The sequence below is a fragment of the Microbulbifer variabilis genome (genome assembly GCF_020524905.1).
Lineage (GTDB): Bacteria > Pseudomonadota > Gammaproteobacteria > Pseudomonadales > Cellvibrionaceae > Microbulbifer > Microbulbifer variabilis_A.
This window is the reverse complement of record NZ_JAIVKI010000019.1, coordinates 44,497-60,119: the sequence shown is the minus strand read 5'-3', so window position 1 is coordinate 60,119 and position 15,623 is coordinate 44,497. Positions and strand designations below refer to the sequence as shown.

Annotated in this window: 12 protein-coding genes and 1 pseudogene; 6 read left to right on the top strand and 7 right to left on the bottom strand. The window is 42.8% G+C overall.

The features are described from left to right. Positions 1 to 361: 361 nt before the first annotated feature. From LC073_RS17865 to LC073_RS17855, 3 genes are read right to left on the bottom strand one after another with little or no spacing between them, the layout of a single operon-like run. The gene (locus LC073_RS17865) at positions 362 to 697 is read right to left on the bottom strand and encodes a hypothetical protein (RefSeq protein ID WP_226648678.1); all 336 of its coding nucleotides are present in this window, start codon (positions 695 to 697) and stop codon (positions 362 to 364) included. Beyond that, positions 682 to 1,071, bottom strand: a complete 390-nt coding sequence (locus tag LC073_RS17860; protein WP_226648677.1) for a class I SAM-dependent methyltransferase — start codon at positions 1,069 to 1,071, stop codon at positions 682 to 684. The genes LC073_RS17865 and LC073_RS17860 overlap by 16 nt, the downstream gene beginning before the upstream one ends. Before the next feature lie 59 nt (positions 1,072 to 1,130). After that, the gene (locus LC073_RS17855) at positions 1,131 to 2,078 is read right to left on the bottom strand and encodes a serine hydrolase domain-containing protein (protein WP_226648699.1); all 948 of its coding nucleotides are present in this window, start codon (positions 2,076 to 2,078) and stop codon (positions 1,131 to 1,133) included. Positions 2,079 to 2,173: 95 nt separating this feature from the next. Between LC073_RS17855 and LC073_RS17850 the strand changes: the two genes are divergently transcribed. Further along, the gene (locus LC073_RS17850; protein ID WP_226648676.1) at positions 2,174 to 2,974 is read left to right on the top strand and encodes an IclR family transcriptional regulator; all 801 of its coding nucleotides are present in this window, start codon (positions 2,174 to 2,176) and stop codon (positions 2,972 to 2,974) included. Positions 2,975 to 3,050: 76 nt separating this feature from the next. Here the strand turns inward: LC073_RS17850 and LC073_RS17845 are convergent, their stop codons facing one another. Further along, on the bottom strand, positions 3,051 to 4,178 hold the full coding sequence (locus tag LC073_RS17845) for an acyl-CoA dehydrogenase family protein (protein ID WP_226648675.1): 1,128 nt from the start codon (positions 4,176 to 4,178) through the stop codon (positions 3,051 to 3,053). 27 nt (positions 4,179 to 4,205) lie between these two features. Further along, positions 4,206 to 5,405: an acyl-CoA dehydrogenase family protein gene (locus tag LC073_RS17840; RefSeq protein WP_226648674.1), complete on the bottom strand. Its 1,200-nt coding sequence runs from the start codon at positions 5,403 to 5,405 to the stop codon at positions 4,206 to 4,208. Between the two features lie 464 nt (positions 5,406 to 5,869). Between LC073_RS17840 and LC073_RS17835 the strand changes: the two genes are divergently transcribed. The 4 genes from LC073_RS17835 to LC073_RS17820 all read left to right on the top strand — a co-directional run bounded on the left by LC073_RS17835 (position 5,870) and on the right by LC073_RS17820 (position 11,421). After that, the gene (locus LC073_RS17835; RefSeq protein WP_226648673.1) at positions 5,870 to 7,747 is read left to right on the top strand and encodes an acyl-CoA synthetase; all 1,878 of its coding nucleotides are present in this window, start codon (positions 5,870 to 5,872) and stop codon (positions 7,745 to 7,747) included. Positions 7,748 to 7,823: 76 nt separating this feature from the next. After that, positions 7,824 to 9,926: a 3-hydroxyacyl-CoA dehydrogenase NAD-binding domain-containing protein gene (locus LC073_RS17830; protein WP_226648672.1), complete on the top strand. Its 2,103-nt coding sequence runs from the start codon at positions 7,824 to 7,826 to the stop codon at positions 9,924 to 9,926. Between the two features lie 91 nt (positions 9,927 to 10,017). Beyond that, the gene (locus tag LC073_RS17825; protein WP_226648671.1) at positions 10,018 to 10,995 is read left to right on the top strand and encodes a DMT family transporter; all 978 of its coding nucleotides are present in this window, start codon (positions 10,018 to 10,020) and stop codon (positions 10,993 to 10,995) included. A 21-nt stretch (positions 10,996 to 11,016) separates the two neighbouring features. Continuing rightward, a complete protein-coding gene (locus LC073_RS17820; RefSeq protein ID WP_226648670.1) occupies positions 11,017 to 11,421 on the top strand; it encodes a PaaI family thioesterase in 405 nt (134 codons plus the stop codon). A gap of 299 nt (positions 11,422 to 11,720) precedes the next feature. On the opposite strand, the gene LC073_RS17815 is transcribed toward LC073_RS17820, so the two are convergent. Next, positions 11,721 to 12,695: a TIGR00341 family protein gene (locus LC073_RS17815; RefSeq protein ID WP_226648669.1), complete on the bottom strand. Its 975-nt coding sequence runs from the start codon at positions 12,693 to 12,695 to the stop codon at positions 11,721 to 11,723. A 602-nt stretch (positions 12,696 to 13,297) separates the two neighbouring features. On the opposite strand from LC073_RS17815, the pseudogene LC073_RS17810 reads away from it, so the two are divergent. Continuing rightward, positions 13,298 to 14,248, top strand: a pseudogene (locus tag LC073_RS17810) (IS5 family transposase). Between the two features lie 175 nt (positions 14,249 to 14,423). Here the strand turns inward: LC073_RS17810 and LC073_RS17805 are convergent. Beyond that, on the bottom strand, positions 14,424 to 15,608 hold the full coding sequence (locus tag LC073_RS17805; RefSeq protein WP_226648668.1) for a glycosyltransferase family 4 protein: 1,185 nt from the start codon (positions 15,606 to 15,608) through the stop codon (positions 14,424 to 14,426). Positions 15,609 to 15,623 lie beyond the last annotated feature (15 nt).

Here is a 15,623-nt window from a genome sequence, read left to right as displayed (position 1 = left end):
CTGAACTACCGGCACCTCCATAGGGATGAAGTGAACACCCTATCTTCTTAACGGTTTATTAAGTTAATTCATTTGAACATGCAAATCCTTCGAATACTTAGCCAATGCGGCTCGCTTAGCCTCACCATAATAAGTTGAGGAATCTCAAGACGAGTGCTGCTAACCAAGTAATCTACAGAGCACCAAGTGAGTGGCCAACGGAGGCAAGCCCGTTAAAACATTGAGCTCTCACTGCCGAGAGGAATCTTGTTTGTGCAGATAATAAAAATAAGGAATTTAAGACTCATTTTTAATGAAAAACCTCTATGCTTAGCCTATTTCTACAAGCTCTATAACTAAGAACGATGGCTATCGTCAAAATTTATAAGCTCCTTTTCCAGCAAGCCAGCATTGCCATTGGAGGAACACACTCAGAGTTTTCCAAATCTCCACACCAATTACCCACATTCTTCCCCAGCTCAACAAACTTCTGTTGAGATTGATTACTCCCAATTGCCGCCATCAAGATATCTGACAAGGTGTGATGAAAATTATAATTTTCTTTAGCCTGATATTTTCTACTATCCAAATAGTCCAGACCTTGATCATCTCTTTGCGGCTTGCGATTAAAATAAGACATGGCAATGTGTGAGGGATTACCACCCGGCCTCAGCAGCGAATTACAAATACTCATAAATAGTTTCAGGTCGGCATCCAATTGAGTACGCCAATAGTGTTAACTGCAAAGTCAAAACGGACGTTATACTCATCAGGTAACTCATAGATATTAGATGAGTAAACGATCTCTACATCCGAACATCCCGAAGCATTTACCAAAAGCCGAGCTTGATCGACAAAGGCTTGAGATCCATCAATGCCGATGCAACGGCCAGCTCCTTTCTTTTTGATGGATATTAGATCTTTTGCATTATTGCAGCAAACTTGTACTACTGACTTTCCGGAAAGATCAAACCCATCCAACAAGTCATCAAAATCTTTTTCTAAGGCATTAAAATTAGACTCGGAAACTTTCTCAAGTAGCCGCTTGTTGAATTCCCAGTGAACAGGCCCAGCCTCATCCCAGGAGGCCAAGGATTTACTTACAAAGAAATCTGTATTTTCTTGTATAGAACACCTCCTTAGCGCCCAGCTTATATTTTAATAAATTCGACAGATCCATTCTGAGACTTTACAGCGCCATTATCCTGAAAATGAAATGAAAGATCTCTTTGGAGCGCTCCTAAATGCGCCTTATATACCTCCCCATTTTTTAACAGTGGTCCATTGAGCCCTCCCCAGCTCACCATTACTTTATCACCCTCAATATAGAGTTTTTGCTCCGGCCAACCATTACTATTAACATAGGTACCAAGCAAATTTCCTGGGAAATTTTCGGCGCTAACAACCAAGGCAGGATCTGGAGCTCCCAAGAGCTCGCCTCGAACAGACTTCTTCAGTCGATTCATTTCCTGCTCAAACAGCGCATCCCTATTTCCTTTATTTAAAATTGTGTTATAAGTATAATTAGCTATTAAATGGGGTAAAATATAAGCCGCATCCTGATTGGTAAATGCAATTACACCAATCTGTCTTTCTGGTATAAATGATACATGAATACTATATCCACCATAATTTCCAAACCGAGTTAAAAGAGTTTCTTCATTATACTCTGCCAGATCCCACCCTAAGGTGTAGCCCGTTCTCTCATAGGTGAAATATGTTTTTGATTGATCTACCTGCTTTTCATGAAGCTCATCAAAAATATCAATCTTAGATACATTTGACCTGTCTTTGTTTATTTTTACCTGAAGCCATGTCGCCAAATCACTTACAGTAGAAACCAAGCCTCCTGAGGGGTGCATCGTTAGAGCAGACTTGAAATGTCCTGAACTAAAGATATTACCATCACTGGAGCTGATAATGGATGGAAGAAGATTTTCCACTTTGGATACCTTATTCGTAGTCGAATTCATATCCAGAGGCTCAGTTATATACTTCTCTATAAGTTCTCCCCAAGTTTTTCCAGTGACCTTCTCCGCAATCATCGACGCGACTATCGGGCCCGTATTTGAATATCTAAAATTGTAATCTGGCGCAATAAGTAGATTACCACTTAATGAATGAACCAGCTCCTCTCTTCAGATTAAGGATTAAAATTTGTATACTTGTCACTATAGAAGCAGGATTTAAGACCATGGCTCCGTTGAGTGATCTCCCAAGAAAGAAAAGCGCAGAACCCGATCGCAAGTTTATTGAGGCCCTGGCCCGAGGCCTGGATGTACTACGAGCTTTCCAGCCCGGTGATGGCTTTCTGGGTAACCTTGAAATCGCCCAACGCACAGGCCTGCCTCGCTCCAGTATTTCACGGTTAACCTACACCCTGACAAAATTAGGCTATTTGACCTACTCGGATCGACTGGAAAAGTACCAATTAGGAAGCGGCGTACTAGCGCTGGGTTACTCTTTTGTATCCAATCTAGCTATTCGCCAGGTTGCCAAACCCTTAATGCAAGACCTAGCAAACTCCACCGGAACTGCTGTAGGGCTGTCTGACCGTGATCGACTCGATATGATATTTGTCGAGTTTTGTGCAGCCGCTAATGTTACGACTTTTCGCTACGAAATAGGTAACCGTGTTTCTTTAGTCACCAGTGGTTCAGGACGGGCTTTTCTGGCAGCACTACCTCAAGAGGAGCGCGAGTATTTTTATGGTCACCTGGAGAAAAGAAGTAGCGAGCGCTGGCCAAAGATTAAGGCTGGAATTGAAGAGGCGGTAACAAGCTATAAACAGCGCGGCTTTTGTTGCTCCTTTGGCGACTGGAACCGCGATGTTAATGGCATTGCTGTCCCTTTACAGCTAAGTCAGGGGCGAATCTATACTTTTAATGCCGGAGGGCCAGCCTACCGACTCAGTCCAGAATTTCTGGAAAACGAAGTCGCCCCTTTATTAAAAAATATGGTCGGGAATATTGAGGCTATGCTTATTCGCTACTAGATAACTAAACCCCAGGTTAGTAGCTCAATGCAACCAACCTGGGGAACAACTCATCACCTCACAGCTGCCTACCTCGCTAGTGCTCGGCAAATCGGCGGGTATGATAATCCGTACTACCAAACAAGTACTGGATTGTGGTTAAGCGTTTAAAATAATGGCTTACATCCAACTCCTCTGTAACCCCTATCCCGCCATGTAACTGAATTGCTTCCTGGCCGACTAACCGAGCAGCTTTTCCAATGCGGCTTTTTGCTGCAGAAATTGCCTTAGGGGCAAAGCCATTATTCACATCCAACTGTAACGCTGCCATTAATAGAATAGAGCGGGCCTGCTCATATTCGGTAAACATATCCACCATCCGGTGTTGCAAAGCCTGGAACTTACCAATGACAACGCCAAACTGCTCCCGGGTCTTTGTATATTCCACGGTCTTTTTATATATTTTCTCCATGGCCCCTACTGCCTCGGCACACAGCGCCAGTGTAGCCCGGTCAATTGTCTGTTCGATTACAGGTAAAGCGGCCCCCTCCTCTCCGACCCGATTTGCCACAGGAACCATCACGTTATTAAACTTTATTTCAGCCGCACGGTGTCCATCCACAGTGGCATACCCCTGACGTTGAACACCCTCAGTGTTGGCATCTATCAATAATAAAGTGATACCTTCACAATCATGTTGCCCGCCGCTAGTACGCACTGCCACCAATAGTTTATCTGCGGCTGAACCGTTCAAAACAACGGCTTTGTGGCCATTCACTGCGTAGCTGTCTCCGTTCCTTACAGCTTTAGTAGTAATATCAGACAGATTGAAACGGCTCTGGGGCTCAGCAAATGCAAATGCCAGTTGCAACTGGCCTTCCATCAACAAACTTATTAGCTCTCGCTTTTGCGCCTCATTGGCACCGCTTGCTATTAGTCCACCACTTAAAACTGCACTGGCCAGGAAGGGTTCCACCACTAGGCCACGACCAAACTCTTCCATCACTACCATCAGATCAACAGCAGAGCCACCCAAACCACCGTCTTCTGCACTAAATGGAACCATTAGCCAGCCCAGCTCGGCAAATAACTTCCAGTTATCCTCACTAAACCCAGTATCGCTGTCTAATAACTTGCCGCGACGATCAAAATCATAATCCTGGTGAATAAATTTGCTCACACTGCTTTGCAGCATCTGCTGCTCTTCGCTATAGGAAAAATCCATCGTCCCAATCCTCATCAAACGTCGCATTTACAGACCAAGTACCCACTTGCTGATAATATTTTTCTGAATTTCGTTACTGCCACCATAAATCGAGGATTTACGGTTATTTAAGTAACGGGGCACGCTGCTGGTAATAACGCCAGGGCCTACATGCTCGCCATCGAATCCGCTTTTAAATTGCTCCCGGACAAATGGCATTCCGTAGTAACCCGCAGTTTCCATGTAAAGTTCATCAATAAGTTGGGCGATTTCAGTTCCTTTAATTTTTAAAATGGAGGATTCCGGCCCCGGTGCATTACCGGTACTCACTGCCGCAAGTGCTCTTAGCTCAGTAAACTCCAAAGCTAAAAGATCTATTTCAACTTCTGCGAGCTTTTGTGCAAAGGCTGGATTTTCCAGGAGGCTGGCGTCACCATCACAAGTATCACCTGCCAGCTTTTTTAAAGTCTGTAAACGTTTTTTGGAAGTAGCAACCCTTGCAATGCCCGTGCGTTCATGGGTCAACAGTACCTTGGCATAGGTCCAACCGTGACCTTCCTCTCCAATACGGTTGGTCACGGGTACCCGAACATTGTTGAAATGCACCTCATTAACTTCATGATGGCCGCCCAAAGTCATAATGGGCGATACCGTAATGCCCGGGTGGTTCATTTCAATCAACAGGAAAGTGATAGCGGCCTGATTTTTGACTTCGGGGCCTCCGGTACGAACCAGGCAGAAAATCCATTCGGCCCAGTGCCCCAGAGTCGTCCAGGTTTTAGTGCCATTAACGATATACTCATCGCCATCTCGCACTGCAATGGTTTTTAACGATGCCAAATCAGAGCCCGCATTTGGCTCCGAATACCCCTGGCACCACCAAACATTACTTGCCAAAATATCCGGCAAAAACCGCTGCTTTTGCTCTTCACTGCCATAAGTGAAGATAACCGGCGCAACCATTTTTAAACCGAAGGGGATTACATCTGGTGCCCCAATGTCAGCGCATTCATTGGCCCAAATATACTTCTGAGTTGGCGTCCAACCAGTTCCACCATGTTCAACCGGCCAGTTCGTCGCGGCCCACCCCTGTTTATACAAAATTTTTTGCCAGCGAACAAAGTCCTCCTTGGTCAGGGGGATCTCTTTCAATGTTTTTTCTCGGATATCATCAGGCAATTTCTTCTGCAGGAATTGCTGGACTTCCAGTTGGAAAGTAGTTTCTTCAGGTGAAAAGTGTATATTCATTCTCCCGCTCCCATTTTAACCTTTGAATTAGTTACGCCTTTAGCCGATATCTTTTACCTAACTGAACAATCAACATTTACTAAAGTTTTAATTTCTAAAATTTAACGGAACATTTCATACTGAATTTTCTTCACTGGAGTCTACTCACTTATGAGAATAAGCCTAATAGCAGACAAAATCGGCTCTTATACTCTCCATAAGTGATTTCTCCACTAGAACCCTACAAAATAGATAGTGATTATTGGAAGTCGGTCTCTGAGAGGGGTTATCCGTAAAACCTTCCTGAATACTCTTGGTAGTGGCGCATTTTATTTTTTTATAAGTTATTTTCCGCCATTTTAAGTCGATGGTAAGTAAAACTATCATTCGACGCACAAAACACTATCATTCAATTCCGCAGAGTGGAATGCATAAATCACTTTTGATATGGTCGAGAGCATAATAACCATAGTGAGAGAATCCCCATGTCTATCACACTTACTCCACCCACCGCCCCAAAGTTGCAGACACTTGCAGAAATCCAAGCATATGAAAAAGTGCCACTTTTACAGCGCTATCCCTGGGAAAGCACCTTCGACCTCATTAGGGAGGCCGCTCGTCTTTACCAACATGATACGGCAATCGAATTCCTACCCACGGCCGCACCAAATGAAGAAAGTGTGTCAGTCAGTTTTTCTCAGCTATCGGAGAGAGTTCACCAGACTGCCAATCTGCTCTACTCCCTTGGGGTAAAATCGACAGATACCGTTTCTTTGCTACTACCAAATCTACTAGAAACTCACTTCAGCCTCTGGGGGGCTCAAGCCACGGGTATAGCCAGTCCAATCAATCCATTACTGGAACCAGAAAATATTATTGAGATCATGAATGCCACAAAGGCCAAAGTACTGGTCACTCTTGGGCAGGATCTTAGTGAAGAAATATGGGCCAAGGTGGTCCAAGTTATAGAACAGGTATCCACTCTGGAGACACTTCTGTTAATCGGTAGCGAGCCTACTAATGCAGTGTCTGCCCCTATAAATATTCGAGTGGAAAACTTTTCTCTAAGAATCGCCCAACAGCCTATGGATCACTTAATGAGTGAGCGTACTATCCAAGGTAGTGATATTGCCTGCTATTTTCATACTGGAGGTACTACTGGTCGACCAAAAATCGCACGGTTAACCCACAGCAATATCTCCTTTGTTGCCCAACTCAGTGTGGATATCACATCGAGCAAAGGGCGATTTACTACCCTAAGCGGTCTCCCACTTTTTCATATTTTTGGAACAGTTGTTGCTGGTATTGGCGCCCTACTCGCAGGTCGTACGATTGTCATAATGACCCCTGCCGGATTTCGCTCACCGAATGTACTTCCCAATTGGTGGCATCACATAGCCCGTTTCCGAGTGCAAGGCTTTGCCGCCGTGCCCACTATCCTCGGTGCCTTGCTTCACATACCCGTGGGAGATAATGACATCAGCTGTCTGAAAGATGTCGCTTGCGGTGCTTCCCCCCTGTCACCTACGCTAAAGAATGCTTTTGAGCAAAAATTCAAAGTAACTGTCAATAATGGTTATGGCATGACTGAATCCAGCTGCCTTTTGGCTCGTCCAGCCACTGATATGCAGGCTCCCCGGGGCAGTGTCGGTCGACGGCTGCCCTATATGGAAATGCAAGTTTCTGAATTAAATGGTAATCGGCTAGTTAGAACTAGTGACAATGGCGAAGTAGGTGTTGTGCTTGCACGTGGGCCACATATTTTTTCGGGATACCTTTCTGAAGAGGACAATTCCAAAGCCTGGGTAGATCATAGTTGGTTTAATACAGGGGATTTAGGTTATTTAGATGGAGATGGCAACCTTTTTCTGACAGGGCGAGCCAAAGATTTGATAATTCGCGGTGGTCATAATATTGACCCAGCTCTGATAGAGGAACCACTATCCCGTCACCCCGCCGTAGCCATGGCTGTCGCAGTTGGCCAACCCGATGCTTATGCCGGTGAAGTGCCTGTAGCCTATATCACCCTCTATCCAACCGAAAATCCTCCTACCGAAGAACAACTGATCGACTACTGCAGAACCAATATTTCTGAGCGTGCAGCGATCCCTAAGCGAGTAGAAATTATAGATGAAATGCCACTCACTGCTGTAGCCAAGGTTTTTAAACCAGCTTTACGTAATCACGCTGCCGAATTTGTCGTCAACCAAACTCTCCGCGCAAAAAATATTACAGCAGTTATTTCTGCCCAGTTTGATTCTACCCACGGCCAGATCGTGAAAATTCGTTTACAAAATAGATTATGGAAAAATGCTGCAAAAGAGGCATTAATAAATTTACCTATCAGCTTAGAATTCCATTAGACAAATAAAATTAAGGAAAATCTGCGCAAGACATTAGAAGTAAGCATCAATAACCATTAAATACCTGGAGATAAGCATGTCTATCGTAAACTACGAAGTCATTGGTGATATAGGGGTTATTAGATTAAATAATCCCCCTGTCAATGCCCTTTCAAATGGAGTGCGAGAAGGTATCTGGGGAGTTATCAAGAACGCTCAGAATGATGCATCTAAAGTACTGATATTACTATGCGATGGAGATACTTTTATCGCTGGTGCCGATATTACTGAATTTAGCAAACCTCCACAGCCACCAGCGCTATCTGAAGTTATTGCGGAAATAGAAAATTCAAATAAACCAGTGATTGCCGCTATACATGGTACCGCATTAGGAGGTGGCTTTGAGGTGGCACTGGCATGTCACTATCGCTGCGCTTTGGCATCTGCAAAAGTCGGCCTACCTGAAGTTAAATTGGGATTACTCCCAGGGGCCGGTGGTACACAACGTGTTCCACGCTTAGCCGGCGTTACCTCCGCATTGGAGCTTATCACTAATGGCACACCGGTTACGGCCATAAAAGCTGCTGAGATGAATCTAATTGACCAGGTAATCAATGATGATCTTTTAAATGGGGCCCTTTCCTTTGCTCGAGAACTCATTGATCACAATGCGCCCCTGCGGCGGGTTAGGGATATATCCATAGATACTACCAGCATCCCAAAAGGTATATTTGACGATTTTCGTAAGCGGCTGGAAATAGAAGCACACAGTCAGCTTGCCCCCCAACACATTGTCAGTTGTGTGGAAGCGGCAACTTTACTACCATTCGATGAGGGACTAACGAAAGAGCTAGATCTGTTTATTGAATGCCTGCTCTCCGATCAATCTGCAGCATTAAGACATTTGTTCTTTGCCGAGCGCAAAGCAAAAAAAATACAAGGATTACCTAAAGATACTTCCACCAGGGAGATTAATAGCGTCGGTATTATTGGCGGCGGCACTATGGGTGGAGGTATCGCTATGAGTTTCGCTAATGCCAATATTCCAGTCAAACTGCTAGAAATCAATCAGCCTTCTATTGAGAAGGCCATAAAGGCAGTAGAAAATAATTACAATTTAAGTGTTCAAAAGGGGAAACTTACAGTTGAACAAAAAATACACTGCCTCTCATTGATAAAAGGGATAACTGATTATTCAGAGCTAGCAGAGGTAGACTTGGTTATCGAGGCTGTATTTGAAAATATGGAGCTCAAACAGGAAATTTTTTCTGAGCTGGATCAAAACTGTAAACCCGGTACAATTCTCTCAACAAATACATCTTTCCAGGATATCGACCAGATTGCTGCAGCAACTAACAGGCCTCAAGATGTTATCGGTTTACATTTCTTCAGCCCCGCCAATGTTATGAAACTACTCGAAGTAGTTCGTGGCTCAAAAAGTTCCTACCAGGTAATTGCTACAGCGATGCAACTAGCAAAAACCATCAAGAAAATCCCTGTACTAGCTGGAAACTGTTATGGGTTTATCGGCAATCGTATGCTGCTTCCTTATGCCCGTGAAGCTCAGCTTTGCTTGATAGAGGGAGCAACTCCAGATCAAATTGATACTGCAATGCAATCTTGGGGCATGGCGATGGGCCCGATGGCTGTAGCTGACTTAGCTGGCTTGGATGTAGGCTATAAGGCTCGCCAGGGAATGAGTAAAGCTCAAAAGGGGGATCCTAAAACCTTTTGTATTGCAGATGCCTTGGTAGAAATGGGCCGTCTTGGTCAGAAAAGTGGGACCGGCTATTATCGCTACGATCCTGATACCCGTAAACGTAAGAACGACCCAGAAGTGCTGGAGATAATTGAGGCCCAAGCAAAGGCCCAAGGAGTCGTGCGACGGCCAATTCCTAACGATGAAATTGTTAATCGGCTTATATTCGCCATGATTAATGAAGGTGCTAAAATCTTGGAGGATGGTATAGCCCAACGCCCCAGCGATATAGATGTTGTATATGTTTATGGCTATGGTTTCCCAGCCCACCGGGGTGGCCCCATGCACTACGCTGACAGTATTGGGCTAGCAAAAGTCTACGATTCCCTTTGCGCACTTCGAAATCAACACGGTGAAGAAAACTGGACACCAGCGCCCTTACTTGTCCGGCTGGCACTTGAAGGCAGGACATTTACCAATTGGGCTAACGATCAAAGTTAGTTTTCTTCGCCAGAGGGAGAATCTGGCTAATGCGCCAATTCTCCCTTTTTAGTGAATTCACGCCATAGGAAAATTTAAAATCGGCTGGAGTATGAATAGGCCTGAAATTTCCACAGAAATACAAATCCAATCAAACCATACAAAGGCTAAAATGCAGCCAGCACTACAAAATCAACTTAGAGATTTCGAAGTCAATAATAATAATTGGAAGGGGGTAGGCTTCGCATTTGCTACTACCATAGTAGCCAGTAGTGCTGCCGCTGCAAATAAATGGATATCGCCAAGCGTACCCGTACCACTGATAGTCCTCAGCCAGTACAGTATTTGTCTATTCTTGTTAGCTCCATGGCTTGTGCGCCAAACAAAACAAGGGCTCAAGACACAATTTTGGAAAGCTCATCTATTGCGGGGAGTTGCAGGCTGGCTATGCTTCTTTACTTATTTTAGTGCACTTAGCCGTATTTCCCTGATGGAGGCAAGCTTACTGCGTAATGCCGCACCTATTTTTGTTCCAATTGTGGCCTGGCTTTGGACGCGCTCGCAAATACCGGTTTCACGCTGGTTTCCAATTTTAATCGGACTCCTAGGCATCACTTTAATTTTACAACCCGATATTAATGGCATCAATAGTGGCCATATCTTTGGACTATTATCTGGACTGACTCTTGCTACTTCCATGGTAGGCACACGTATTCTTTCACGTACAGACCGAGCCAGCCTGATATTATTTTACTATATCTTGATTTCCTTCATCTGTAGCCTGCCATTTGCTATCTACTATTGGCAACCAATACCAATGTGGACCCTACCCTACTTGGCTTTTAATGGCATATCCATGTTGCTGGCTATTTGGCTCTATACTAAAGCATATAGCTATGCGAAACCTAGTGTAGTGTCTCCAATCAATTATTTTAGTGTAGTAATTGCCGGTATTCTCGGTTGGTTAATTTGGCAGAACATTCCCAATACGACTGCGGTGGTGGGAACATTTGTCGTAATTACTGCAGGGCTCCTAACCGTATACGTCTCCACTAAAGAAACATTCCAAATAAATTACTCCTCTAAATAGTATCCACTAAGGTAATAGCGGATGATTTATCAGTATAAAAAGCAACCACCTTTTAATAATCATTTAGGCATACAAATAGATGAGTGGCAAGAAGGTCATGTAGTAATCAGCGCTACTGTACGAGCCGAACATATGAATAGTCAAGGATTGCCACATGGAGGCTTTATCACAACCTTAATAGATATCGCTGGCTCCTACTGCGGCCTCTATTGTCCAAAACCAAATCATCAAAGGAAATCCCTCACACTCTCTCTGACCACCAGCTTCACTGGTATGGCCAAAACTAATCAGTTAAGGGCCATAGGTAAGTTAACCAGCTCTGGAAGAAAAATATTTTATTCTTGTACTGAAGTGTATGACAGCGTAGGTACTCTAATCGCAATCGGTCAAATGACTATGCGTTATCGAACAGGTAGCGAACCATGACAAACCTAGAAAATATTCTGCATTAGTTTAGGGATTTGGTTATCTTTAAATAGACTTCAAAAAATAATACACCTTCGTCATCCACTCAAACTTTTGTTAGTTAATATTGGCAAGTAAAAGACACAATAAAATAAGTTACAGAAAATTAGCAAGTCCTTATGGAAGCGTCACCCATATCCACAAACATAGATTCAATATATGACTTCCATTAAAATGATATACCTTTTAGAAGCCATATATTAATTCTGTTTAAAATACCCTCAACCGTTATTTTTATTGGCTAACAATCAATCAATCAATCAATAACCTTTGAAAAAAATAAAAGTCATAAGTGCGGTTAAAGTGGATACCCATCCAAGAATATAACGCCTCATCGCTTTACTAGCTTTCTTTTTTTCAATCCAGGTTCTTGGGCTAACACCTTTAAACAGAAATACAGTTTTACTGGCCAAATTAACACAGACGATATTAATGGCAAGCAACAATCCTGCACCGCTAGCTAAATGCGTCTGCCCACTACCAATCATAATACCCATCGTTACTGCGGGTGGAAGTAGTGCCACTGCGACCATTACTCCAACTAAAACACCAGATAATCCTGTAGTTAAAGAGAGGGTAGCCGCTGCTCCAGATGCCAGTGCCAAAGCGATTGAATCTAAACTTGCACTCGTCCGAGACATGATTTCATGATTATCGAATTGCCCAGGCCACAGCAATCCAATCCACACAGACATTCCGATGGCAATAATAATTCCAATAGAGAGAGTTTTAATTGAATTCAGTATTAACTCGCCATCACCAAGAGCGGTACCAAGACTAAGAGCAAGGTTTGGCCCCAATAAAGGAGCAATTACCATAGCTCCTATAACAACTGCGACGTTATTCTCTATTAACCCTATAGCTGCTACCGTCGTCGCTAGAATAACTAATAGTAAATAATTGGAATCGAGACGCGCTCCTCTTTCAATGTCCTGATATAGAGATTCGCGAATAATACTTGCTGATACAATCTCTTTTTTTGTCTCCGCCTTATCTTTCGGTAGATCGGCATAGACCTGCAAAACTATTATACGAACACCTTGCTGTGCCCCCAAGATAGTTTGTAGTGTATCCAGGGTTTCTTGAAGCCTGTTATCGTCGACAAGCATGCGCATTTGCTGCATGCCATCATCCCCTATAACCCCGATACGGAAATCTACTGCCTTAACCTTTTTTGCAATTGCTGAGATAGTGTTATGACTTCCAGCATTAGCAATTATTTCAACATATTTCAATGGTGGCTCTTTTTTTAATACTACTTCCAGCTTTATGATAAAAAATCAATTCATATCGATACTTGCGTACAATCATAAATAAATAAATAAATCAAAAAAATCTAACAATTATCGAAATAGTTTACTTGAAATAACCTTTCCCGAAGAGATCGATCTGCAGCTAGGCAAAGCCTGGACAATGAAGTCACAAGAAAATATTATAATCATTAAAAATGCGGCGTCGTTAATATACTAAATTATATTTACTTTAAGGTTAACTGAACATTTTAAATTTCAAAAGAAATTATAACTTTTAACATGCAAATATTACCCAAAAGTTAGCGTCAAGATCAGCTAGATACACCGACAATACTGCTTAGAGAAAAGGGAACCCTCTTCCAGCCATAACATAATCACTACTCATCTTCAGAACTAATATGAATATTCGATTTGCTTCTAGATTAGATGCAGCCTGCCTTATATGGATAACACTTTAGTTATATTGGTAGAGTAAGAGCCTTCAATATGTAGTCACTTCTCACAAAAATAGAAACTAAGGAACCTCTGAATAATTCCCAGTCAATTTGGTAGTATTAGGCTATCCGTCAAGGCTACGATAGATCATGCACCAAGTCACCTTTGCCGAAGCAGAATACAAGCTCAAACGTCGTATAACTCGCCGAGAGAAGTTTCTTTCTTAGATGAATGCCCTCATCCCATGGCAGCGACTAGAAGCTCAAATAGCGCCTTGTTATCCACGGGGCAAGCATGGCCGGCAGCCTTATCCATTGAGTGTCATGCTGCGCATTCATTGTATGCAGTTGTTTTACAATCTCAGTGATCCGGCTATGGAAGATGCGCTATTTGAGATTGATTCTATGCGTAACTTTGCCGGGTTGACTCTGAGCGGTCCAATTCCCGATGAGACAACGATTCTTAACTTTCGCCACTTATTAGAGTCGAATCAGCTGAGTACAATTCTGTTTGGGGAAATTAATGAACACCTCGCTGAGAATGGCATGGCACTGCATGAAGGTACCAATGTAGATGCCACTATTATTTCCGCTCCAACTTCAACTAAGAACAAAAAGAAGAAGCGCGACCCAGAAATGCACCAAACTAAAAAAGGTAATCAGTGGCATTTCGGGATGAAGATGCATATCGGTACAGATGACACCCTCGGACTCATACATAGCCTCGACACAACAGCCGCTAACCAACATGACATTACTGCAACAGGCAAATTGCTGCATGGTAAAGAGAAGCGAGTTTGGGGGGATTCTGGCTACACGGGTGCAGAAAAGCGAGAGGAGCTAAAATCTAAAGATGTGGAGTGGCATATTGCAGAGAAGCGTAGTCGCCTGAAGCATCGCCCGTGCCGAACTGAGTTACGAAAGGTAGAAAAAATAAAGGCGCAAATTAGGGCAAAAGTAGAACACCCATTCCGATATATTAAAAATATCTTCGGGTATGGCAAAGTACGCTATCGAGGTTTAGAAAAAAACTCTCAGCGCTTATTTCTGCTGGCTGGCTTTACCAACATACTAATTGGGAAAAAGTATCTGCTGACCTAGGGTCAGTGTGCCTTAAATTCGCCAAACGCGGATCTAAGGCAGAAAAAATGGAGATAACTATGTATAGAAAGTAGAATTTCGAGTAAAAAATAGGCATTTTTAGCTATAGGAAGCTTGATGCAAGGCTAAAGGCTGATTTTTCAGAGGATCCCTAAATAGATCAGGACAAGAGAGATTAGTTTGGCTGATAGTTGATCTCCCTAAGATCCTTGCTGGCATCAGTTTCTCCAGAAAGAGGTTTATTATGGAGCTCAAATACTTCTCTATATTGATTAACGAGCCACTTATCCCAGTACTTTTGATCATAGAAATATGAAATTTTCTGTTTTCCAAGTCTACCAAGAACAGCAAGCCGCTCATCGTCATAGATTATTGAATTAATATCCCTATAAAGCTCACCACTTATATATCCTCGATCTCCAACGCCACCAAAATTCGAATAAGTACCCTTATACCAATTTTCCTCATCAATAATACCAATATATGCCTTAGAACCAATTGCAATTACAGGCCTATTACTTCCCAAGCCATCAAGGGCACTCCTACCTGGAGCTACTATCAAATCTGCAGACTGATAAATTTTATTAAGCTTATCCTCATCCTGCCAACCAAGGAAGGTTATACATTGCCGACCAAGATCTTTATTTAATTCAATTGCAACTGACTCTAATTGAGATCTTTCAGGCCCATCACCCGCAACTAGCCAATTCCAGGTTGTCAATCGATTCTTGACCTGATAAGCCCAGGTATCTATTACACAATTAAGAATAAATTCTTTATCTGGCCCCATACGGCAAGAAAAGACAATCATTCGATCCTTTGCTAGTATTCTAGTCGGAAAATTACTACTAATTGCCTTCACTCGATCTAATCGCTCACTATAGCCACCATAAAATACTTCTGTATTAACAGCATTTGGATAAATCAGAATCTTATGGAGATTTTTTACTCCCTTTTTGACAAGATGATCTCTCACACCAAGGCTCACACAAAAGATTCGGCTAAAATCATCGGAGTCTTCTTCTAAAGAGTCGATATATTTTCCATGTATCGTGAGCATAATTGGTATATTTAGTATTTTAGCGATTCTCTGACCTATTTCCCTAGAAGCAAATGGATGTGCATGTACAATATCAAATTTAAATGCATTGGTTATACAAGTTGCTGATCCAGAGGGATCTTTAAAATTATCCTCAATCACATCCAGACCATTATCACGACATTGCTGAGCGAAAATTCCAGGCTTACATAATATTGTGCAACGCCAACCTACTTTAGTGATTGCTCTTGCTTGTGCATATACATGCGAATGAAGACCACCAAGTGGAGCCTTGAAGAAAACCGGGATAAGGATATGCATAATTTTTCCTATAAT

Coding starts and splice junctions, on each gene's coding strand:
- LC073_RS17850 (WP_226648676.1), top strand. CDS start 2,174: ATGGCTCCGTTGAGTGATCTCCCAAGAAAGAAAAGCGCAGAACCCGAT.
- LC073_RS17845 (WP_226648675.1), bottom strand. CDS start 4,178: ATGGATTTTTCCTATAGCGAAGAGCAGCAGATGCTGCAAAGCAGTGTG.
- LC073_RS17840 (WP_226648674.1), bottom strand. CDS start 5,405: ATGAATATACACTTTTCACCTGAAGAAACTACTTTCCAACTGGAAGTC.
- LC073_RS17835 (WP_226648673.1), top strand. CDS start 5,870: ATGTCTATCACACTTACTCCACCCACCGCCCCAAAGTTGCAGACACTT.
- LC073_RS17830 (WP_226648672.1), top strand. CDS start 7,824: ATGTCTATCGTAAACTACGAAGTCATTGGTGATATAGGGGTTATTAGA.
- LC073_RS17825 (WP_226648671.1), top strand. CDS start 10,018: ATGAATAGGCCTGAAATTTCCACAGAAATACAAATCCAATCAAACCAT.
- LC073_RS17820 (WP_226648670.1), top strand. CDS start 11,017: ATGATTTATCAGTATAAAAAGCAACCACCTTTTAATAATCATTTAGGC.
- LC073_RS17805 (WP_226648668.1), bottom strand. CDS start 15,608: ATGCATATCCTTATCCCGGTTTTCTTCAAGGCTCCACTTGGTGGTCTT.